The sequence below is a fragment of the Bradyrhizobium sp. UFLA05-125 genome, from assembly GCF_059803515.1.
Map to the genome: position 1 here is coordinate 90579 of NZ_JBANBJ010000001.1, position 19060 is coordinate 109638.

Genomic DNA, 19060 nt, shown 5'->3' on the forward strand with positions numbered 1-19060 from the left:
GAGCGGCGGCCGTGGCACCATTCGCAACTCGAGAGGACGACCACAGTGACGATTTTCGTGCCGGCCGCGCGCGTCTCGCGCATCAAGATCTCACCGACCACAGCGGCTTCCGCGCGTGTTCGCGAACTGAAGGCCGCGGGTCGCGACATCATCGACATGGCGATCGGCGAGCCGGATTTCGATACCCCGGACCATGTCAAGGCCGCGGCGCACGAGGCGATCGATCGCGGAGAGACGAAGTACACCGCGGTGAACGGCACCGTCAGCCTGCGCAAGGCGATCATTGCCGATTACAAGCGGCGGCTGGGGCTTCAATACTCCGACAACGAAATCTGTGTCGGCGGCGGAGCCAAGCAAATCCTGTTCCTCGCGTTGATGGCAAGCGTGGAGGAGGGGGCGGAGGTCATCATCCCGGCGCCCTATTGGGTCTCCTATCCCGACATGGTTATTGCCAATGACGGCAAGCCGGTCATCGTGCGGTGCTCCGAGAACCAGGGTTTCAAGCTGACGGCGGATGCACTCGAGGCGGCGATCACGCCGCGGACGCGGTGGTTGATTCTCAATGCACCCTCGAACCCGACGGGCGCTGCCTATTCGCGATCGGACCTCGAAGCACTGGGAGCTGTCCTGCTGCGGCATCCGAATGTCCTCGTGCTGTCCGACGACATCTATGACCAGATCTGGTATCGTGACGAGCCCGCGACCACGCTGGCGGCCGCCGTGCCGGCATTAAGGGAGCGCATTCTTCTCACCAACGGCGTTTCGAAGAGCTACGCAATGACCGGGTGGCGGATCGGCTATGCGGCGGGTCCTGCGCCGCTCGTCGCCGCGATCAACAAGCTGCAATCGCAGATGTCGTCGTGCCCATCGTCTATCAGTCAGGCCGCCGCCGCCCATGCGCTCGTAAGCGACCAATCCTTCGTTCGCGAAAGCGTCAAGCTCTATAAGGAGCGGCGCGACTATGCGTGCGCGCGGCTGAACGCGATACCTGGCTTGTCGTGCCTCGTTCCGGACGGGGCCTTCTATCTCTATCCGGGCTGCGCCGGTGTGATCGGCAAGACGACACCGGGCGGAAAGGTCATCGAGAACGACCTGGATTTCGTTCTCTACCTGCTGGACGACGTCGGCGTGGCGGCGGTGCAAGGTGCGGCCTATGGACTTTCACCTTACTTCCGCCTGTCGATTGCAACCTCGATGGATGCGATCAAGCAAGCCTGCGACCGCATCGAGAAGGCCTGCAAGGCGCTGCGCTGAGAGACGCCAGCGGCGCAAAATCGACCGCGCATGGGCAAGACTCCCATTGAAATCAACAGCCTAGATAAAGGATAGTGCCTACTGTCGGAGGGGAGTTGACTTGCCGCCCTCGGTCCCGGTCCAGGAATAGCGTTCGCCAGATGAGCGTCGATTTCAAGAAGCTGAAGAGCTTTGTTAAGGTCGTCGACGCCGGCAGCGTATCGCGGGCGGCCGGCCTTTTGCGTACGGCACAGCCCGCGCTCTCTCAGCAGATCGCCGCTCTCGAGAGCCACTTCAAGCACAAGCTGCTGCTACGCAGCAATCAGGGCATCGTTCCGACCGAAGCGGGCCTCATTCTCTATCGCCATGCTCAGTTGCTGCTGAAGCAGATCGAGCAGGCGCAGATCGACATCGATCAATCGACCAAGGCGTTAGCCGGGCGTGTGTCGATCGGGCTTGCGACCTATTCGGCCTCCAGCACGCTGTCCCTGCCGCTTCTGAAGGAGATGTCCAGGCTTCATCCGCAGATCATCGTCCATATCAACGATAGTTTCGGCCATGTGCTGAGCGAGCTCATCATGACCGGAAAGATGGACATGGCCATGATCTACGGTTCGGGTCCGATCAAGGGCGTGAAGCTCCAGCCGCTATTTCGGGAAGAGCTGTATCTGATATCCCGCGCCGAGGCGGCCGCGAAGAAGTCAAAGGATGAGCCGCTGCAGCTTTCGGCGCTGGCCGATGTCAAGCTGCTGCTGCCGGGCCAGGGGCATTTCCTGCGACGGCTGATCGACGAATCCCTGGCGCGGGCCAGGGTGACGCCAAACGTCGTATCTGAGATCGAGTCGGTTTCCGCGTTGGGCGCGGCGGTGACGGAAGGGCTCGGTTCGACGATCCTGCCGGCCTCGGTGGCCGCGAGCGCATCGAGCTTTCCTGGTGTCGAAGTGCGGCGACTTGTCCGTCCGGCGATCGAGGCTACAGTTTCGCTGTGCGTGTCCGATCACTTGCCGCTGTCCGAACCAGCGCTTGCTACTCGGTCCGTACTTCTCACCGTTGTCGAGAAGCTCATGCGCAACCATCCGCAGGGCATCCGGATGGTCTAGGTTCGAGCCCAGGTCGCCGCAGAGAGGCGAGCACGTGTGCTCGAAGCCGATATGCCGCGTTCTGGACGCCATAAACAAAACCTATGGCGGCAGATCGGAGTTGTGGTGGCCGGCCGCGACCGCATTTCTTACCCTCGAAAACATCGTGGAATCCGCATTTGACTCGATGCCTTGATCGCACGGTCAGCAGGGAAAATTTGACGGATCAGCGTCGTCCGAGACGTTCGCTTCGAGGAAAAAGATGGCCAAGCTCGCATTCGATACCGGCGGAACCTTCACCGATTTTGCGTTGCTGGACGACAAGGGCGAATTGCATCTGCACAAGGTTTTGAGCACGCCGAACAATCCGGCGGAGGCCGTGGTTCGCGGCGTGTCCGATCTGCTCGAGCAGTTCGGCGATGTGGTCGATCTCGACAAGCTTCAGGTGCTCGGCGCAACGACCGTCGTCACCAACGCCGTGCTGGAGCGAAAGGGCGTCAAGACCGGCTTCATCTCGACGGCCGGTTTCCAGGACATGCTGCGGATCCGCAACGAGGGACGCTACGATCTCTACGACCTCAATCTCAGATATCCGGACCCGCTGGTCACGCGTGCAAACAGTTTTGGCGCGGTAGAGCGGATGTCGGCCGATGGCGATGTTGTCACCGCGCTGAAGGAAGAGACCGTCCGGGAGATCGCCAGTCGGTTGCGCGACGAGGGTATCGGGTCCGTCGCGGTGTGCCTGCTCCACGCCTACAAGTATCCTGCTCATGAGCAGCGGATCGCTGCGCTGCTTCGGGAAGAGAACCCTGACATCTTCGTCTCGCTGTCCTCCGAGGTCTGTCCGGAGGTTCGCGAGTTCGACCGAGCTTCGACGACCGTCGTCAACGCCTATACGCGTCCGCAAATGTCGGGCCACGTCGCGCACCTCGAGCGCGAGTTCGCCTTGAAGGGCATCGAGCGGCCGGTTCTGTGGATGACCTCGTCGGGCGGCCTCGTGCCAAGCCGTCGCGCCGCGGAATTGCCGGTGCGTTTGATAGAGTCGGGTCCGGCAGCCGGCGCCGTTGCTGCAGCCGAATTCGGCCGCATTGCGGGCGAGGGCAGCGTTCTTTCATTTGACATGGGTGGCACCACCGCCAAATTGTGCCTGATTCCGAATGGCGAGCCGACTGTCGGGACCGACCTTGAAGTCGCGCACTATCATCGCTTTCGGAAAGGGTCGGGTTTCCCGCTCAAGATCCAGTCGATCCGCATGATCGAGATCGGCGCCGGAGGCGGCTCGATTGCTGCGAAGAACCCGCTTGGCCTGCTCGATGTCGGGCCGCGCTCGGCCGGCGCGCTTCCAGGGCCGGCCGCCTATCAGCGTGGCGGTACCGAGCCGACCGTGACGGATGCCGACATTCTGCTCGGCTACATGGGTACCGAGTCCTTCGTAGGCGGCTCGTTCAAGGTCTCCAAGGCTGCGGCGGAGACCGCGATGGCCAAACTCGCCGGTTCTCTCGAAGTCAGCGTACCGCGCTGCGCCTGGGGCATTCACGACCTCGTCAATGAATCCATGAGCAAGGCGGCCGCCGTTCATGCAACCGACCTCGGCGTCGATCCACGCAGCCTGCCGATGGTGGCCTTTGGCGGTGCGGGTCCGGTGCATGCCTATGGCATCGCGCGCAAGCTCGGCATCAAGCGGATCATCTGTCCGACCGGTGCAGGCGTCACTTCGGCCATCGGGCTGCTCATCGCCCCTGTTGCTGTCGATCTCTCCGCGAGCTTCCCGATGCAGCTCGACAATTGGGATTTCGAGACCATGGATCGCTTGCTCGGCGATCTTGCGGCTCAGGGGGCGGAAGTCGTCACTGCCGCCGGCATCGCACCGAATGCGATCACCAACAGCTACACGGTCGATATGCGTCACGTCGGTCAGGGACATGAGATCACGGTGGCTGTACCGGATCGCAGTCTGCCGCCAAAGCAGTTTCTGAAGCTGCTCGTCGACAATTTCTACAAGCTGTATCGCGAGCTGTTTGGCCGCACCGTTGCCGGCTCGGCGGTCGAGGTTATCACCTGGCGTCTGCGCTCGAGCGGCCAGAAGGATCAGATTGCCCGGCCGCACAGCAGGCAGGCTGCCGAAGCCAAAAAGAGCACCCGCGCGGTCTATTTCAATGAGCTCGGCGGTTACACCGATACGCCGGTCTACGATCACTACAAATTGCCGGTCGGCGAGGAAATCCAGGGCCCTGCCATCGTCGAGCAGAGAGAGTCGACCGCGGTGGTCGGACCGGACGGCAAGGCCCACGTCGATGCCCACGGCAATCTCATCATCAACATCGCTTAAGGACTGACGCGCAATGTCCGTGAATCGAGCTGATTTCAATGATCCAATCAACCTTCAGGTGATGTGGAATCGCTTGATCTTCATCGCCGACCAGGCCGACATCGTGCTCGGACGGACGGCATTCTCGCCGATCGTGCGCGAGAACCATGACTATGTGACCGTGCTGCTGGACAGCCGCGGCAGGGCGCTCGCCCAATGCACCTGGTCGATTCCGGTATTCATCACGTCGCTGCCGATGGCGGCTCAAAAGTACTTTCTGCCGAAGTTCCCGCCCGAAACCTTGCAAGAGGGCGATGTGCTGGCAACGAACGATCCCGAGATCGGCACCGGCCATCTCCCTGACGTCACGATGCTCACGCCCATCTTCAGGAAGGGCAAGATCGTTGCTTATGCGGGCTCGATCGCCCATCTCCCCGACATCGGTGGCCGCCCCTTGCATTCAGAGGCCAGCGACATCTTCGAGGAGGGCATTCGCTTCCCAATCGTGAAGCTGCACGAGGCAGGCGTTCCCAACAAGGACGTGCTGGACATCATTGCCGCCTCCGTCCGCCTCCCGACCGAGGTGATGGGCGACCTCGAATCCATGGTTGCGGCCAACAACGTCATGGGCCGCGAACTGGTGAAGTTCCTGGACGAATACGATCTCGACGGCGTCGATGGACTCGCGGATGCGATCCACACGCGATCTGAAGCGCAGACGCGCAAGGCTATCCGGCAATGGCCGAATGGAACCTATATGGCCGAGGTTCTGCTCGACGGCTACGACACCGATGTGAAGCTCAAGGCATCCGTCATCGTCCGTGACGACTCCATTCACGTCGACTACGCCGGAACGTCGGACCAGGTGCTCCACTCGATCAACTGTCGCACCAACTATCGCTACGCCCATTCGGTCTATGCGCTGAAATGCCTGCTCGACCCCGACACGCCGAACAACGAGGGCTGCATCACGCCGATAACCGACGAAGCACCGCTCGGCTCCATCCTCAATCCGCAGCAGTGGACCGCCGGAAACTCACGAAACCTGATCGGCCATGTCATTCCTTCGCTGATCTTCAAGGCCCTCGAGAGTGTCGTGCCGAGGATGGTCATGGCCGATAGCGGCGGCGCTCCAATCTGGGCGGCGAATTGCGTTGGCCAGCGCGATGACGGCTCGCAATACAGCTCGGTCCAGAATTTTCACGGCGGCCAGGGTGCGCGCGCGGAGCTCGATGGTCTCGACACACTGAGTTTCCCGTCCAACTGCAAGGTGACGGCGATCGAGATGTTCGAGATTGCCGTCCCTGTGCTCACCGAATGCAAGGAGCTGATTCCGGATTCCGGCGGTGCAGGCAAGAGCCGTGGCGGCCTCGGTCAGCGCGTCGTGCTGCGCAATCTCGGGCGTAATCCGATGAGCATCTACCTCGCCTCCGAGCGCGTGCGTCATCCCTGTTTCGGCGTCGTCGGCGGGCAATCCGGTAGTGCCGGCAAGGTGACCAAAAATAGCGAACCACAGTTTCCCAAGGGTAAGGTCGTCCTGAAGACCGACGATTGCTTGGAGGTCGAGACGCCCGGTGGTGGCGGATGGGGAAAGACCTCCGAACGCAGCGCAGCATCGATCGCGCTCGACGTCGCTGAGGGGTTGATTACGGCCGCGGCTGCACGGCAGTTTTACGGCTATCAATGCTCAAGCCTGGCGGCGACGGCTGCCGAGTAGAGGAATTATGGGCCTGCTGGAGAAGAAGATCGCACTCGTCACCGGGGCGGGAACGGGAATCGGACGCGAGACCGCGATCCTTCTGGCTCAGGAAGGCGCAACGCTTGTCCTCACCGGCCGCCGCATCGCACCCTTACAGGAAGTCGTCGCAGCGATTGAGAAAGCAGGCGGCAAGGCGTTCGCCCGTGCACTCGACATAGCGTCGCGGGACGAGATCCTGGCGACGGTCGCCTGGGTCAAGAGCAATGTCGGGTCGATCGACATCCTCGTGAACAATGCCGGCAGCGCCAGCAAGGTGCTGAACGCACGGTTCATCAGCGAGGCCGAGTGGAACGCCACGGTGAATGTCAATCTCACCGCGGTGTTCAACCTTACCCAGGCCGTGCTGGAAGGCATGATCGCCAGGAAGGAAGGCACGATCATCACTGTCTCCTCGCTGGCGGTCATCAATCCGAACCTGCTCGGCGGCGCCGCCTATGGTGCGGCCAAGGCAGGCGTCAAGAATTTCATGACCTTCCTGCATAATACCTACCGCAACCAGGGCATTCGCGCGACGACGATTCTGCCGGGAGAGACGGACACTCCGATCATGGACAATCGCGCGCGTCCGCCGGCGGAAAGCGAGCGCGCGGTGATGCTCAATCCGCACGATGTCGCGCGCGCGGTCCTGCTCTGCGCCAGCCTGCAAAAGGGTGCCGTGATCCCGGAGCTGCATATCTGTCCGACTTTCATGCGGGATACGTCCGCGGACATCGAGGCGGCCCGCTGGGTCGGATCCCCCGCAGGCCTGAGCGACAAGCCCAAGAGCGAGTAGTGAGGATTTCCCATGAACGGAGCCAAACTGCGCGAGCGTCTTGCCAAGGGCGAGGCGATCACCATGCTCACGCCCCACCATGCTTCATCGGGACTGGCGGTCCGCCTGGTCGAGCTCGGGGCTGATGCCATCTTCGTCGATTGCGAGCACGGCACCTGGAGTTTTGAGGATGTGCGCGTGACCGCGCAGGCGATCCGCGGGGCAGGTGGTACGGCCGTCGTTCGCCCGCACTCGCATGAGCGGCCGATCCTGATCCGCTATCTCAATGCCGGCGCCGATGGTCTCATGGTTCCGATGGTCGATACCGCCGACCAGGCGGGCGCCATCGTCGATGCGGTTCGTTATGCGTGTCCCGCTGACCACGAAAAACGGCTCGTCATCGCGATGATCGAGACGCCGAAAGCGATCGACGACATCGATGAGATTCTCGCGGTGGAGGGGATCGACGTATTCTTCATCGGACCCGGCGATCTGTCCCAGAACATGGGGTATCCGCCAGCCCCACCGTTCGGCCAGCCTCGGCCGCTGGCGGTCACCGAGCGGGTCGGCGTTGCCGTGAAGAAAATTCGCGCGGCCGGCAAGGTCGCCGGCACGCTCGTGACATCGGACGAACTGCCGTCCTGGCTCGAGCAGGGTGTGCGGTACTTCTACATCCATTCCGATCCGTTCCTTCGCGTCGGACTGGCCGGCGTGAAGAAGATGCTCGGTCGGTAGGATCAATCAAAAGCGCGGTTGGACCCCTTCGGATGTCGGCTTCGGGTCGAAGTGACACGTGGCGGAGAGGACGGCCCGGCGCTGGAGCTTGTCAGTCGCAGGCCGGCTGCAGGTTGAGTTGCCGCAGGAGGGGAGCCAGCCCGTCTGAACTGCAGTTTCTCACTTCGCTCACTTGCTTTGGCTTTTCGATCGGACGTGTCTGTGGCCTCTTCGCCTCAGCGGTACCGCGGTTTTGGATCTTGTTTCTGGAAGCCGACGGATCGTGCCAGTGACGAGGAATGAACTCAGGCAGCTTTCGATCCGCCTTGGGTTCGGCCTGCGGCGGAGCAGCAGCGATTTGAGGTGTCGGCACGGCCGGCTTTTCCGCCTCGACGGCGACCTTCGGAGCGATTGCTTCACTGTGGATCGGAAGCCGATCGCTTTTGTTGGGGCTGACCGTCGGATAATCCGACGTAGTGCCAACTTCGGTAGCTGGTGCTGGCGCGCGGCTGGGGCCGAGCGGGGAGACCACGCCAACCACGCATATGATGCAAGCGGCAATAGTTCTGATCATGCCGATTGGTCCCGAGCGTCGCCCGATCCAAGCGTCGCGTCGGAATCAGCCTAGAATAAGACGAGAGGCGCGTTGCAATGAATGGATCCACTTTGCCGGCGCCGGGGCCGTGCTGAACTTGCTGCGGCCCTACTAAAATCTATCGAGTGTTGCAGCCGAGCAATTCCCAAAATCGCATTCTTGCCTCAATATCGACACTAGCCGGTCAGGGTTCGACCAGCCGGACTGGCTAGGCCCGGCACACGTTTCGGCGGGGGCAGTGTGCTGGGCCGCCGATAAGGGCACATTGTGGCGGGCAAATTCGATGAAATCCATCGGTCGGCTTCGTTGGGCGGTAGATAACGACCGCAAGGACCTCGCAAGCTATGAGGCAGGCGAAAGTTCGCATCGCGAGAGCGATGCTGAACAGGAGTCGTTGGCCGAGCGCGTTCTGAAAAATCTTGCGCTGATCCGAGCGCATGAGGCTAAGACGGACTAGAAGCTCTGGCCTCTGGCTCTTGGCCGCCGATACGGCTTTGGGCCGGCGCTCCCATGCGCGCAAATGAAATGGCCGCCGGATGGATAATTGTCCATCCTGGCGTTGGCGGACTGCGGCCCTCAGACCGCGCTGGGGACGTCTTGCTCTTCCTCTCCATGCGCCACGACAACGGCGTGACCTGGCAACGACCAACTTCGCCGAACACCCAGCGGGATTTGCGCCAAAGTCTTCCTCAGTCGCCGCCACCAAGGCCGCCCAACAGTCGACAAGGTTCCCTCCAGGTGGGCGGCTTTCTCTCGAGCCGCCGTAGTTTCACTATTTGCCTTCAGCAATTCCGCCAGGAGCTTGCTGGTGCGATCGCACTCTCTTTCGAAGTCCGCCCGGTGACCGCCGGCGATCACCTTCATCTCCATGAGATCCGCCTGCAAAGTCGCGATGTGATCCTTTAAGGCGCTGACCACCTGGTGACCGGCGGGGGGCTGGGATACGCGCGTGATGGGAGAATGGCTGATCTCGCTGAGGTCAACCTGCACCAACGTCTTGCCATCGTTCGAACGGCTGCGCGGCAGTCGATGTCGCTTGACGAGTGCTCTTGCCGCTTCCGGAGAAATATTCAGCCTTTCGCCGAGTTCGGCGTAAGTCAGCATCTCGACGGGCATGGGTATTCGCTCCCGTTTGATCGGAAGGTCGCCACCCAGACCGGCCGAAGCTACCAACGACAGGTTAAGGGTTGGTTTACTATTAATGGGCTCGGTACGGCTCAAGTCGCGGCGGAGGAGTTTTCCTTTCCGCTGTCGCGAGCCCTCTTTCGCTCTTATGAGCGCCCCGGCGAACTGCCTACCGCCATCTTGCGATCGGCCCACCCTTTGATATCGCCTACCGTCAGTGCCTTGAGAAACGGATTGGCATTGACCAGTTTTTCGCGTGAGGTGCGACCCGTTGCGTCAGCGGCAGCCATAAGTGAAGCCGCATCGGCATTTTCGGCAGCCGACAATAGCGCTACTGCGCCGGCCGGTCCCGCGAAATGCGCGAGGTAGAGAGAGCCGGGTGTGACCGGCAGACCGTGCTTGTTGAGGATCGCGGCATACTCCTCGACCAGTCGCGTGGCGATCTCTCGCGCAAGCTCGGGATCTCGCCGCAGGTCCAACACCTCCTTGTCGCTGCGCCCCTGAATCAGATCGCGTCGGTGCTTTCGAACTGTTTCGAGCCACGTGTTATCGAGAAACTGGGCAGCACCGGTGGCACTCGAGCGCTTGTTCCTGGCATTCGAGTCACCATTGGACTCGGCGACGATGATGCGCTCGACCAATGCCTTTGCGGCCGTCTTGTCGATCAATGTCCCGTTCAAATGCGCATCGCGAAATAGGACGACACTTGCGACGAAGGCCAGGCTGATCGCCACTCCAAGGACAGTCGTGATGGATTCCGCCGACAGCCAGTGCCGCGCGGTAACAACGTACGCGCGCTCGTCCGGACGAGGTGGGCGAATCTCGCCGGGGCGGGATGTTTGCTCTGACGCATGCGCGAGGCGCCGCGCGAGACCGTCGGCCACCTCATTTCTGAGGAATGGTTGCGCTAGGTCGGGCATCGTGTTGGCAGGTTCAACGCTCGGAGCAGGCCATCGACGACACCTGACGGGCAAGGTTTGACCTCTGCGACCGGTCTGGCGCGGTCAAGTTTCGCGGTTGTCTTGGAAATTCGCTGCTCGGGCCGAGCTCTGGGCAGCACGACCGCGGATTTTCCGCGGTGTGCGCTCCGTCGCTCTTCAATCCTCGAAGGCCCAACATTTGAGGTTTGATCGGGCGGAGGAGTCACTTTGCCCGAGGCGATCGGCTGCGGCGGAGCTTGAAACATATGCGGGATGTCAAGGCGGTCCGCGGTCGTCAGCGTATCGTATGAGACAACGGCCGCCCGAGCGGGCGGATCGTTCACAGGCTTTGCCGTGCGCGGTGGTGTCTTGAGTTCCATCACCGCGAGCGTACTGAGGCCAACAAGGATGAGAGCTGCTCTCATCTGATTTCACGCTGTCCGAGGAGGAAGCCTTGCTCAAAGCCCGCCGGAAATGAGCGCCCGAAAATCGGAGACGATTGCAGATATCCAATGAGGCGGCTTAGCGGCAGAAGTGAACCAGCCGGCGTGGATACGGGACAAGATCAGAGACAGGGTTAATGCGGGGCGATGAGCAAAGCATGGAAGGCATCTCGCGATCCGGAGACCTGCGTTCGCGATAGCATCAGAATGAACGTGAGGGCGCCCGCGCAAGCGTTGTGGCGTCAACTAGAGGACCGGCTGGCCCGCGCCGCGGCTCTGGTACCTGGTCACCGGGTGGTCACCAACGCCGGTCGGGGCTGCAAGGTGCTTCCTTGATGAGGCAAATGGCAAGTTCGCAAACGCTCCGCTCAGGATCAAATTCGACCAATCCGGGTTAACGACAACCGGAGTGAGGCAGCGATAGGTTATTCTATGCTCGGATTGGCGATTCTGCTCGCGGCAATCGGTTTGGGTTTTGCCATAGGCTACGGCACTCGCGAAGTCGTCTCACGCAGACGACACGCCGAATATTTGGCATATGCGCCATATCTTGAGCCTCCGCGGCCAAATGTTTCACGTGCCAAGGATGACGGCCGGTTGGGACAGCAGCCATCCACGTCGATCAAGAACATTTTCTCCGGGGTGGCCGATCGCCTCAGCTTTGCACTCGCTTTGGATTTTACGCTGGCGCTGCTGCTGATCCTGTTGCTGCCAAGGCCGTCTTGACCCTGCGGACGATCGCAGCGACACCGCCCCTTGGTGGTCGAGATTCACATCTAGTCCGGGCTCAAAGCCCGAAATCCAGTTGCGGCTCGGCGTCATCCCCGACGTGGAGGGAAGACAGCGACACCCCGAGGAGGCGCACCGGCTTCGGCAGGGGCATGTTGTCCTCCAGCAGAGCGATCGCCAATCCTGCGAGATCGCGGCGGCTCGCGACAATCGAAGGGGCGGACCGGCTGCGCGTGATGATCTCGAAGTCGGCGAACTTCACTTTGAGCGTCACCGTTCGGCCTCGGGTGCCCGCCGACTCGCAGTGTCGCCAGACCTTGTCGATCAGCGGCTTGAGCTCCGCGACCATTGTGTCGAAGTCGGTCAGGTCGGTCGAGAACGTATTCTCCGCGCCGACCGACTTCCGAATGCGGTTGGCTCGAACAGGCCGTTCGTCGACGCCGCGTGAGATCCAGTAGTAGTAGGCGCCCGACTTGCCGAAGTTTGCGTTCATGAACTCCAGCGTCTGGTTGCGCATGTCGAGACCCGTGAAGATGCCCAGGGCATTCATCTTCGCGCTCGTTGCGGGACCTATCCCGTGGAATTTGCCCACGGGCAGTGCCTCTACGAAGGTCGGTCCCATCTCGGGCGAGATGACGAACTGCCCATTGGGCTTGCGGTGATCGGAGGCGAGCTTCGCCAGAAACTTGTTGTAGGAAATACCGGCGGAGGCGTTAAGGCCGGTCTCGACCTTGATTTTTTCGCGGATTGCCAGGGCGATGTCCCTGGCGAGCGGGATGCCTTGAAGGTTTTCAGTGACGTCAAGGTAGGCCTCATCGAGCGACAAGGGTTCGATGATCGGTGTGTGCTCGGCGAAGATCTCGCGGATCTGTCGGCTGATGGACTTGTAGACCTCGAAGCGCGGCTTGACGAAGATCAGATCGGGACACTGCCGTTTAGCGGTGATCGACGGCATCGCGGAGCGAACGCCAAACTTGCGGGCCTCGTAGCTTGCGGCCGCGACGACGCCGCGTTCTGCCGAGCCGCCTACCGCGACCGGCTTGCCGCGCAGTTCCGGGTTATCGCGCTGTTCCACCGACGCGTAGAACGCATCCATGTCGATATGGATGATCTTGCGATGAGGCGCCGTCGAGACGCTTTGCTCCGGATCGGGTGGGGCCATGCGTCGATTGTACAGAGAGCCAACAGCGAAGTCGCGGCGAACTGGGCCTCGATCCGAAGGCCGGGACTCCGGGCAGCTGTCGCCGATCGAGTCCAGCATCTCGACGACCGCGACGGCGGCCGCCTCTGGAGAGATCCCGGCCGGCGGATCCTGCTGCTGTGTCAGGAATCGAACAGTCAGGTATCCGTGGTTAGAGTATCCTTTGCTTTGGAAGATATTTTATTGATTCGGAGACTGCGACATTGGCGATGGGCAAAGTAAAGTGGTTCAACGCGACCAAAGGCTATGGCTTCATTCAGCCTGATGAAGGTGGCCAAGATGTCTTCGTGCACATCAGCGCCGTCGAGAAGGCCGGGTACACGGGCTTGGCCGAAGGCGCGCGGATCAGCTACCAGCTGAGGGCGGGGCGCTCGGGCAAGATGTCGGCGGAAGATCTGCGGATTGGCTGACGGAGCGCCGGCGAGGACGTAGTACGAACCACTACGCGGCGACGTCGAACGAGGCGATCAGGGTACGCATGTCGTGAGCCAATTCGCGATAGTGCGCGCCCAGTCGCTGGTACAGCTCGCGCTTGTTTCCATCCAGTCGCGTGGCCATCAACTCACACTCGGTAGCGAGGCCTTCAAAACGTTCTAGCTTGGCTTGGAAACCGGTCATGGGACGCCCCGAACTGTTACTAAAGCGGGCGCTGACCGTAATCGCGTGATTACGTCAGAACAAACATTGTTATCAAAAATAACTATTCTCTGTGGAACTGAGCACGCCAGTTGGCGGGCGCCAATTTCAACAACTGAATACCTTATGGTGGCCGTCGGCGGAAGCGGACCCAAGCTTCCCGGATAAATCGGCACGACGAGCGCTGCTGATGCCGCCAAAACGGCGGCTGTTGATGTGCCTCACATGCAGACCGAGGTCGCCCAGGTTTCCGTCAATTTCCAATTTCGTGGCGGGACACTATCGACGAATGGCGGAGAAATCAGTGGGGCAATGGTGGTGACAAGATGCGCGTACCGGTTCCGACGCGCGCCACACCGTCAACGCGGTCAGAAGCAATACGGCGACGATGAGTTTGGCCAATGTGGTGTCGCTCAGCTTCGCTTCTCCTTCTCAGCCCGTCTGCGTTCGGTTGTTCACGCCGTTATCGACGGCGCATGCTCTGGCAAACGCAGGGCGAGCGCCAGGCGTTCAATTTGTCGGCCTCGACCTCCAGCCGTATTCCTGATGTGGAATCGTGGCGGTGATGTCGATGTCTTTGCCGGCCGACTGGCGCCAAGCTGCTACCCCGAAGCACAAGGTCAGGGTGAGGGCGATGGCAAGCAGAAGGATCGAGACGAAATGGCTCAGCATGTATGCCCAGCAGTTCGGAACTACCAGAAGAGAGCGAACACGAGTTGCCGATTCGGAAAATGCAGGTGCGCTGACCTACCGCTCGTTTTCCCCTGAGAGCATCTTCTCGATCTTGGCCGATCGCCTCAACTTCGCGCGCGCCTTGGATTTTACAATGCGCCGTTGCCAGCCGGCGCCAGTCGCACGGGAACCGCAACCGGGAAGGCCCGCATGAATCTGTTATCCCAGAGGGGATACGTAGTCCTGGTGGAGGCAAGTTGGTCTTGCCCCGCCATCAAGCAACACGGTGATACCGGTGGTGCGAAGACTGACTTCGACGACCGTACCAGTCTTGTTAGCCAGATCGGGGCACTGAAGGGCGCCGAGCTGGCTTATCTTGATGCGGGTGCCGACCACAAACGTCGTCTGGGCAACCATGCTATAAATCCGAATTTATAAATATTCATGGTTCGAAACACCGCAAAAGTACACCCAATCTCTGCAATTTGCAACTTGCAGTAAATTTCAAAGGAGGGCGCACCGGCTTCCGATGTAGTCCTCGCAACCGTGGGCCAGGTGCTGGCGTCTCCAACCCGGAGGTGCCAGGCTACTCCTCTGGGAAGCAGTCCCATCGTGCCGTCCGCCTCACCGATCCAGTACGCCTCTGTGCCGCACCCATATGCCGCATTTGCCGTGGCCGCGATCAGGGCTCGCGCTCCATCGCCGGATGGCTGCGGTTCTTCACTTTGATCCATGTATTGTGACTGCCGCGGTACGGCCAATCGCGACGCTCAAGGATCAAGCTATATTCAAGCCCATTCGGCACGGCCCGAAAAAATCGACGCCGATTCCCGATGCCATTTGGTGGTCAGGAACAAGCGGCAATTTCGTGTGCTCCTGACGTGCTGCGGTCACTTCAATAATCCCCCTGTAAGGGGACACGAGCCGATCCCAGATCGTAGTTCGCTGCCAGCCCACCGGGGCCTTCTTTGTTGTCGACACAAAGAGGCCGCCTCGCAGGCGGCCTCAGTTCGAAAGCGCTGATCTAATTCCGTGTTGAAATAAGTCCGCAGCCAACCCTTAAGCTGCGACCAGCCCCGGATACAACAGTAGATCGGGAATTCAAACGTCTGCCCGGCGAGACAAGGCTACCCACGACTGCCGATGCCGCTATAACAAATACAAATCAAGTCGGGAAAAACAGGCAGATTTGAATCGGTTCCTGTGTGTAAAATTGGACAGTACAAAAAGCCGGACCGCTCTAGGCTCGCTCGGCTTGGCCACTCAATTTCGCCAAGCAGACTCCAACGGCCCCGGCATTGTAGGTGGTGCCGGGGCCGTCTTTCGGCAGTGTCCTAGTTCCGAGGTCGGCCTATGAATAAGGATCGGATCATATATTGCCCCGAAAACCTGGCGGCCGAGATTGCCCTCCATCAGCTGCGTATCGGAAAGGTCATGATGAGGTCGCTCAGGATCCTTGAAGAAGCCGACCGTCAGGACACGTTCCTGGGCCGCCAGCATTACAAGCCTACCCCACTTCCGTACCAAGAGGAGTAAAGGCGACTTAGCCGGCGGCTGTCGTCAGGGGGCGCAGGGCAGAAGCTATGTTACGATCCATACGGCAGCAGCCCAGAAGGCGCGTGCGAGCAAGTAAATCCAAGCGCCCGTTGTCGTCAGCAGGGCGGCCAACAGCAAAAATCCGAGCACACGATCCTCTTGCGGGGTCTCCTCGACCTCATGAGCGGATGCGTGCACGGTGTCATCGAATGTTGGCAACTGCGCGGTTTCTGGCATCACTCAACGCTCCGACAAGCGAGGTTAGCCCCCCGATTGGGAAACGCCGCGGCGCCAATTGCCGCCTCGTCCTAACTCCGTCAGTGCGTTCCAGAAGCAAGGCCGCTGTCGCGATCAGCGGTCTTCCAAGATTTAAAAGCCCCGTGGTTGCTGAGTTTTCCCTAGAGGCTTGGTTCCTGCGAGCACATAAGTGAATCGAGGGTTTATTTCGTCGGCCTCCATGCGACTGCCGTCCGATGGGTGCCACGTCAGATATGACAGGAGCCAAAGGACAAACCCGCCCACGCAAACCAGTCCGCGCCAAGCTGAATGCCAGTGCGAAAATGCGTAGGCCGTGCCGTGCCTCCATTGAGGCCGCTATCACAGCACACTCAGTATGTGGCAACCGCAGTTTGCATCCAGCAAGTCAGGATGCTGGCAACCATCCACTTGGGACAATTGTCGCCAGGCACGGAACGGTACGCGCACGCTTCAATCAAAAGACCCGGTTTTTCGCCTGGGCTGCCTGGGAGGGCGCGGCGCGCGGCTTGATCGGCGTCAGTTCGCCGTAGGGAGAGATGATGGCAGCCTCCTGACGGCGGCACTTCGGGCAAACGAACGTCACCTCATGCGGTCGGCTCGACCAGCTTGCGTGCTTGAGGTTGGCCGACATCGGCCAAGCCTCGCATTGCGGACACGAGATCAGAAAGCGACCAGGGTCGAGCATACCCATTCCAAAGCTCCAAGAGCCTGCCCTAAGCTGAAATGTCCAACATATGTAAATAGTTCCGGGGGCGCGCAGGGTCGCGATGCAGGCCTGCCGCATTCCCGGTGCGGTCACATCTTTGAATATGACCGGCTGCGAACCGGCTCAGCTTCGCCTTTCTTTTGACCTCGGCCTCATCTCGAGTTGCTTGCGAATTGTCTTTGCGAGAGGCCGCAACGCCGCGCCGGCGAAGCCGCAGAGAAGCATGAGCCATGTTGCCAGGGCCGCGCACCACAACAGGTCTTCCAGAATCTCGGGCATGATTTGCCCCCAAATGAACTGCTTGAAATGGGAACAATGTCCCTCAACCTCGGAGCTGCCACAAGGCGTCCTAAAAGTAGCAATGGAGCGACGGACGTGCCGAGCCCCGGACGGGATAGACAAAAATCACGATGGCAGTCGCGGAGCCGGGGAAGTTGCCGAGCGCTCACTTGCCGGGGGCAACGGGCCGTTCCGCACAATCCCTCCGATCGGTGATTGCGAAACCGAGGATCAATTCTCGGGGTAACCGGTTGGATGCGCATGCGCACCCGGGTGATGAAATCGGCAGGTTCGTTGACCCTTGTTGGTATGCTTCTTTCTGCTTGCGCGAATTCCGACCACGGGAGGCCGACGGTTCGACCCGGCGCACCATGGGCTCGCGACCTCAACGAGCCGCCCCCAAATCGAGAGTCCGCCAACGGAGCGGCGGTCTCGGAGATAAAAGCGGATCTGAACGCTGCGCGGGAGAAAGCCGCGCGCTAAAGCATGAATCGGAAAAGTGCGAAGCGGTTTTCCCTCGCGACAAACGCGGAACGCGTTTGCGCAGAGATCGTTCGCAAACAACAACCTAAAGCGCGATGACGATTGATTCTAATCTCATCGCGCTTTAGAGCGGACACTTCGGCCCGCGACACCTTCAGCACGGGACGTCTCAGCGCTGCAGGGTCACTACCCGATCATCCTTTCGAGGGCGACGAGGGCGGTAAAGACGATCACGACGACTCCAACGAAGGTAATGCCAAGGAAGACGTTGTGCATGGTGCCGCGTTTCCCTAACCGCCGCCGCGGCCAACTACCGCCTGAGCTGTTCGCGCGTCTTTCGGTTTCCAACCGCGCGTCTGTCCGCAACGCGGGCACGAGGTGATCCCCGCGCAATCAGCCTTCAAGATCAGTGGATTTTGACTTCCTTCAAGGGGAGCCGCAGCTCGGCCGCGCGCTCTTGGCGATCCTTCTTGCGGAATTCGATCTCTCGCCGCTCGAACTCACTGAGTTCCCTTTGAACTGCTTCCAAAATGCGATCACGCGGCGTCGTTCCTGGTTGTGTCCGTTCCGTCATCACTTACCCCGGTGTTTTGGAAGGGGCAGAGCGCCGTAAAATTGCGGATTTATGACGGCAAGCGCGCGGAATATCGGCCAGGCACTCTCCCAGGTACTCTCACGGTCGCGCGCGGTCGCGGCAAGACAAGCTGCTGGCGCGTGCGGCTAAGCCCGATGGTTGTGCTGGGAATTTTGCCCGGCGTGTCAATCGCGGCCGAGGCGATCCGCGCCGGCAAGGCCCCGCGCTACTGTGCATGGGGTTGTTTTCGGCATTTTTGATTGAGCGTGGACCGTGCCGGTCCCGCGGCCTGTTTTTCAACGCCGATGCTCTGATGCCGCTGCGTCGAGCGGAGGCCTCACTGCCTGCGGTACACCCGGGGCTGCTGCGCGCCCGGCTGCTGTCCGGTCTGCTGCTGCCTGAACAGGACGCGCGGGTTCAGATCGCAATAGGTGTTCCAGCGCCCCGAGGCAGACGCCAGGCACTGTGCCTTCGTTTCATACGAGCAGTCGCCGGACCAGCCGAGCTGCTCGCCAAAGACACACCAGGGGTATTCATAGGAGGCGGGAAGGGCGGAGCCCGCGTGAGCGGCTGTTGCCGCGGCCAGCAGGGCCAGGATGGCTAGCGTCGTGCGCATGATCAAATCTCCTGTCGTAAGGTCTCGGCGCGGGCTGGACTTCGAACCGTTGCACATGCCGCCTTAACGCGATCGACCGCGTTGAGGCCATGAGGCCCGCCAGTCCGCCCAGGCGCGATTTTTTCTCGCCATGTGTGAACTGCTTCACATCCGATATGTCCGTCGCCTGCTAAAGATCACCTATTGCTTTACTTATCCATTATTTAAAAAACACACCCCCGGCAGTTACATGCCGGGGGTGTTTTTGTGTGGGCCGATGTGTAGCGAGGGGCAGCCTCCGGCAAGCCCACGGCGGTCCTCCATAATGAGTAGTAAATCGGGCGGGGCTGGCCCCAGGCTGGTCGCCGCGCCTGTGCTATACTCCAGCGCATGACCTGATCCCCGACGGCCCGTACCGGCGGTTCCATCGTTTGGCCGACGGCTCGACCAGGTAACCGACTCGG

19 protein-coding genes are annotated in these 19060 nt (G+C 60.8%); 10 read left to right on the forward strand and 9 right to left on the reverse strand.

All coding sequences use genetic code 11. The features are described 5' to 3' along the window. Positions 1–45: 45 nt before the first annotated feature. The 6 genes from SO156_RS00440 (at position 46) to SO156_RS00465 (ending at position 7865) form a co-directional block, all read left to right on the forward strand. A complete protein-coding gene (locus tag SO156_RS00440; RefSeq protein ID WP_498533478.1) occupies positions 46–1254 on the forward strand; it encodes an aspartate transaminase in 1209 nt (402 codons plus the stop codon). 140 nt (positions 1255–1394) lie between these two features. Next, entirely contained in the window at positions 1395–2333 is a 939-nt protein-coding gene (nac, locus tag SO156_RS00445; RefSeq protein ID WP_498533479.1) for a nitrogen assimilation transcriptional regulator NAC, read from the forward strand. 241 nt (positions 2334–2574) lie between these two features. Further along, positions 2575–4641: a hydantoinase/oxoprolinase family protein gene (locus tag SO156_RS00450; protein ID WP_498533480.1), complete on the forward strand. Its 2067-nt coding sequence runs from the start codon at positions 2575–2577 to the stop codon at positions 4639–4641. Positions 4642–4654: 13 nt separating this feature from the next. Then, positions 4655–6337, forward strand: coding sequence for a hydantoinase B/oxoprolinase family protein (locus SO156_RS00455; RefSeq protein WP_498533481.1), 1683 nt, complete (start codon positions 4655–4657; stop codon positions 6335–6337). A gap of 7 nt (positions 6338–6344) precedes the next feature. Beyond that, positions 6345–7151: an SDR family NAD(P)-dependent oxidoreductase gene (locus SO156_RS00460; RefSeq protein WP_498533482.1), complete on the forward strand. Its 807-nt coding sequence runs from the start codon at positions 6345–6347 to the stop codon at positions 7149–7151. 12 nt (positions 7152–7163) lie between these two features. Further along, the gene (locus tag SO156_RS00465) at positions 7164–7865 is read left to right on the forward strand and encodes an HpcH/HpaI aldolase family protein (RefSeq protein ID WP_498533483.1); all 702 of its coding nucleotides are present in this window, start codon (positions 7164–7166) and stop codon (positions 7863–7865) included. Positions 7866–7956: 91 nt separating this feature from the next. Here the strand turns inward: SO156_RS00465 and SO156_RS00470 are convergent, their stop codons facing one another. Then, positions 7957–8418: a hypothetical protein gene (locus tag SO156_RS00470; RefSeq protein ID WP_498533484.1), complete on the reverse strand. Its 462-nt coding sequence runs from the start codon at positions 8416–8418 to the stop codon at positions 7957–7959. A 304-nt stretch (positions 8419–8722) separates the two neighbouring features. On the opposite strand from SO156_RS00470, the gene SO156_RS00475 reads away from it, so the two are divergent. Continuing rightward, positions 8723–8896 carry a hypothetical protein gene (locus SO156_RS00475; protein ID WP_498533485.1) on the forward strand — a complete coding sequence of 58 codons (174 nt, stop codon included), beginning with the start codon at positions 8723–8725 and terminating at the stop codon, positions 8894–8896. Between the two features lie 119 nt (positions 8897–9015). Here the strand turns inward: SO156_RS00475 and SO156_RS00480 are convergent, their stop codons facing one another. Beyond that, a complete protein-coding gene (locus SO156_RS00480) occupies positions 9016–9555 on the reverse strand; it encodes a hypothetical protein (RefSeq protein ID WP_458145828.1) in 540 nt (179 codons plus the stop codon). Positions 9556–9710: 155 nt separating this feature from the next. Beyond that, positions 9711–10448, reverse strand: a complete 738-nt coding sequence (locus SO156_RS00485) for a transglycosylase SLT domain-containing protein (RefSeq protein WP_498533486.1) — start codon at positions 10446–10448, stop codon at positions 9711–9713. 911 nt (positions 10449–11359) lie between these two features. Here SO156_RS00485 and SO156_RS00490 point away from each other — a divergent pair. Beyond that, positions 11360–11653 (forward strand): hypothetical protein, encoded by a 294-nt coding sequence (locus SO156_RS00490; protein ID WP_498533487.1) that lies wholly within the window; start codon positions 11360–11362, stop codon positions 11651–11653. Between the two features lie 61 nt (positions 11654–11714). Here SO156_RS00490 and dinB read toward each other — a convergent pair whose 3' ends face one another. Beyond that, positions 11715–12818, reverse strand: a complete 1104-nt coding sequence (dinB, locus tag SO156_RS00495; protein ID WP_498533488.1) for a DNA polymerase IV — start codon at positions 12816–12818, stop codon at positions 11715–11717. A 242-nt stretch (positions 12819–13060) separates the two neighbouring features. Here dinB and SO156_RS00500 point away from each other — a divergent pair, with 242 nt between their 5' ends. After that, the gene (locus tag SO156_RS00500; protein ID WP_458145832.1) at positions 13061–13267 is read left to right on the forward strand and encodes a cold-shock protein; all 207 of its coding nucleotides are present in this window, start codon (positions 13061–13063) and stop codon (positions 13265–13267) included. A 31-nt stretch (positions 13268–13298) separates the two neighbouring features. Here the strand turns inward: SO156_RS00500 and SO156_RS00505 are convergent, their stop codons facing one another. Further along, a complete protein-coding gene (locus SO156_RS00505; protein WP_458145833.1) occupies positions 13299–13475 on the reverse strand; it encodes a hypothetical protein in 177 nt (58 codons plus the stop codon). A 900-nt stretch (positions 13476–14375) separates the two neighbouring features. Between SO156_RS00505 and SO156_RS00510 the strand changes: the two genes are divergently transcribed. Next, positions 14376–14603: a hypothetical protein gene (locus tag SO156_RS00510; RefSeq protein ID WP_498533489.1), complete on the forward strand. Its 228-nt coding sequence runs from the start codon at positions 14376–14378 to the stop codon at positions 14601–14603. 1143 nt (positions 14604–15746) lie between these two features. Here SO156_RS00510 and SO156_RS00515 read toward each other — a convergent pair. From SO156_RS00515 to SO156_RS00530, 4 genes are all read right to left on the reverse strand, one after another. Further along, on the reverse strand, positions 15747–15938 hold the full coding sequence (locus SO156_RS00515) for a hypothetical protein (protein ID WP_498533490.1): 192 nt from the start codon (positions 15936–15938) through the stop codon (positions 15747–15749). A gap of 475 nt (positions 15939–16413) precedes the next feature. After that, positions 16414–16590 carry a hypothetical protein gene (locus SO156_RS00520; RefSeq protein WP_498533491.1) on the reverse strand — a complete coding sequence of 59 codons (177 nt, stop codon included), beginning with the start codon at positions 16588–16590 and terminating at the stop codon, positions 16414–16416. Between the two features lie 1243 nt (positions 16591–17833). Continuing rightward, positions 17834–18001 (reverse strand): hypothetical protein, encoded by a 168-nt coding sequence (locus SO156_RS00525; RefSeq protein WP_458145837.1) that lies wholly within the window; start codon positions 17999–18001, stop codon positions 17834–17836. Positions 18002–18338: 337 nt separating this feature from the next. Further along, positions 18339–18617: a DUF3551 domain-containing protein gene (locus SO156_RS00530; protein ID WP_458145838.1), complete on the reverse strand. Its 279-nt coding sequence runs from the start codon at positions 18615–18617 to the stop codon at positions 18339–18341. Positions 18618–19060: the final 443 nt, after the last annotated feature.

Excerpts from the sequence above, each read along its gene's own strand:
- SO156_RS00530 (WP_458145838.1), bottom strand. The coding sequence starts at position 18,617 with ATGCGCACGACGCTAGCCATCCTGGCCCTGCTGGCCGCGGCAACAGCC.
- SO156_RS00480 (WP_458145828.1), bottom strand. The coding sequence starts at position 9,555 with ATGCCCGTCGAGATGCTGACTTACGCCGAACTCGGCGAAAGGCTGAAT.
- SO156_RS00520 (WP_498533491.1), bottom strand. The coding sequence starts at position 16,590 with ATGTCGGCCAACCTCAAGCACGCAAGCTGGTCGAGCCGACCGCATGAG.
- SO156_RS00490 (WP_498533487.1), top strand. The coding sequence starts at position 11,360 with ATGCTCGGATTGGCGATTCTGCTCGCGGCAATCGGTTTGGGTTTTGCC.
- SO156_RS00475 (WP_498533485.1), top strand. The coding sequence starts at position 8,723 with ATGAAATCCATCGGTCGGCTTCGTTGGGCGGTAGATAACGACCGCAAG.
- SO156_RS00515 (WP_498533490.1), bottom strand. The coding sequence starts at position 15,938 with ATGCCAGAAACCGCGCAGTTGCCAACATTCGATGACACCGTGCACGCA.
- SO156_RS00505 (WP_458145833.1), bottom strand. The coding sequence starts at position 13,475 with ATGACCGGTTTCCAAGCCAAGCTAGAACGTTTTGAAGGCCTCGCTACC.
- SO156_RS00525 (WP_458145837.1), bottom strand. The coding sequence starts at position 18,001 with ATGACGGAACGGACACAACCAGGAACGACGCCGCGTGATCGCATTTTG.
- SO156_RS00470 (WP_498533484.1), bottom strand. The coding sequence starts at position 8,418 with ATGATCAGAACTATTGCCGCTTGCATCATATGCGTGGTTGGCGTGGTC.
- SO156_RS00450 (WP_498533480.1), top strand. The coding sequence starts at position 2,575 with ATGGCCAAGCTCGCATTCGATACCGGCGGAACCTTCACCGATTTTGCG.
- nac (WP_498533479.1), top strand. The coding sequence starts at position 1,395 with ATGAGCGTCGATTTCAAGAAGCTGAAGAGCTTTGTTAAGGTCGTCGAC.
- dinB (WP_498533488.1), bottom strand. The coding sequence starts at position 12,818 with ATGGCCCCACCCGATCCGGAGCAAAGCGTCTCGACGGCGCCTCATCGC.
- SO156_RS00510 (WP_498533489.1), top strand. The coding sequence starts at position 14,376 with ATGAATCTGTTATCCCAGAGGGGATACGTAGTCCTGGTGGAGGCAAGT.
- SO156_RS00460 (WP_498533482.1), top strand. The coding sequence starts at position 6,345 with ATGGGCCTGCTGGAGAAGAAGATCGCACTCGTCACCGGGGCGGGAACG.
- SO156_RS00465 (WP_498533483.1), top strand. The coding sequence starts at position 7,164 with ATGAACGGAGCCAAACTGCGCGAGCGTCTTGCCAAGGGCGAGGCGATC.
- SO156_RS00455 (WP_498533481.1), top strand. The coding sequence starts at position 4,655 with ATGTCCGTGAATCGAGCTGATTTCAATGATCCAATCAACCTTCAGGTG.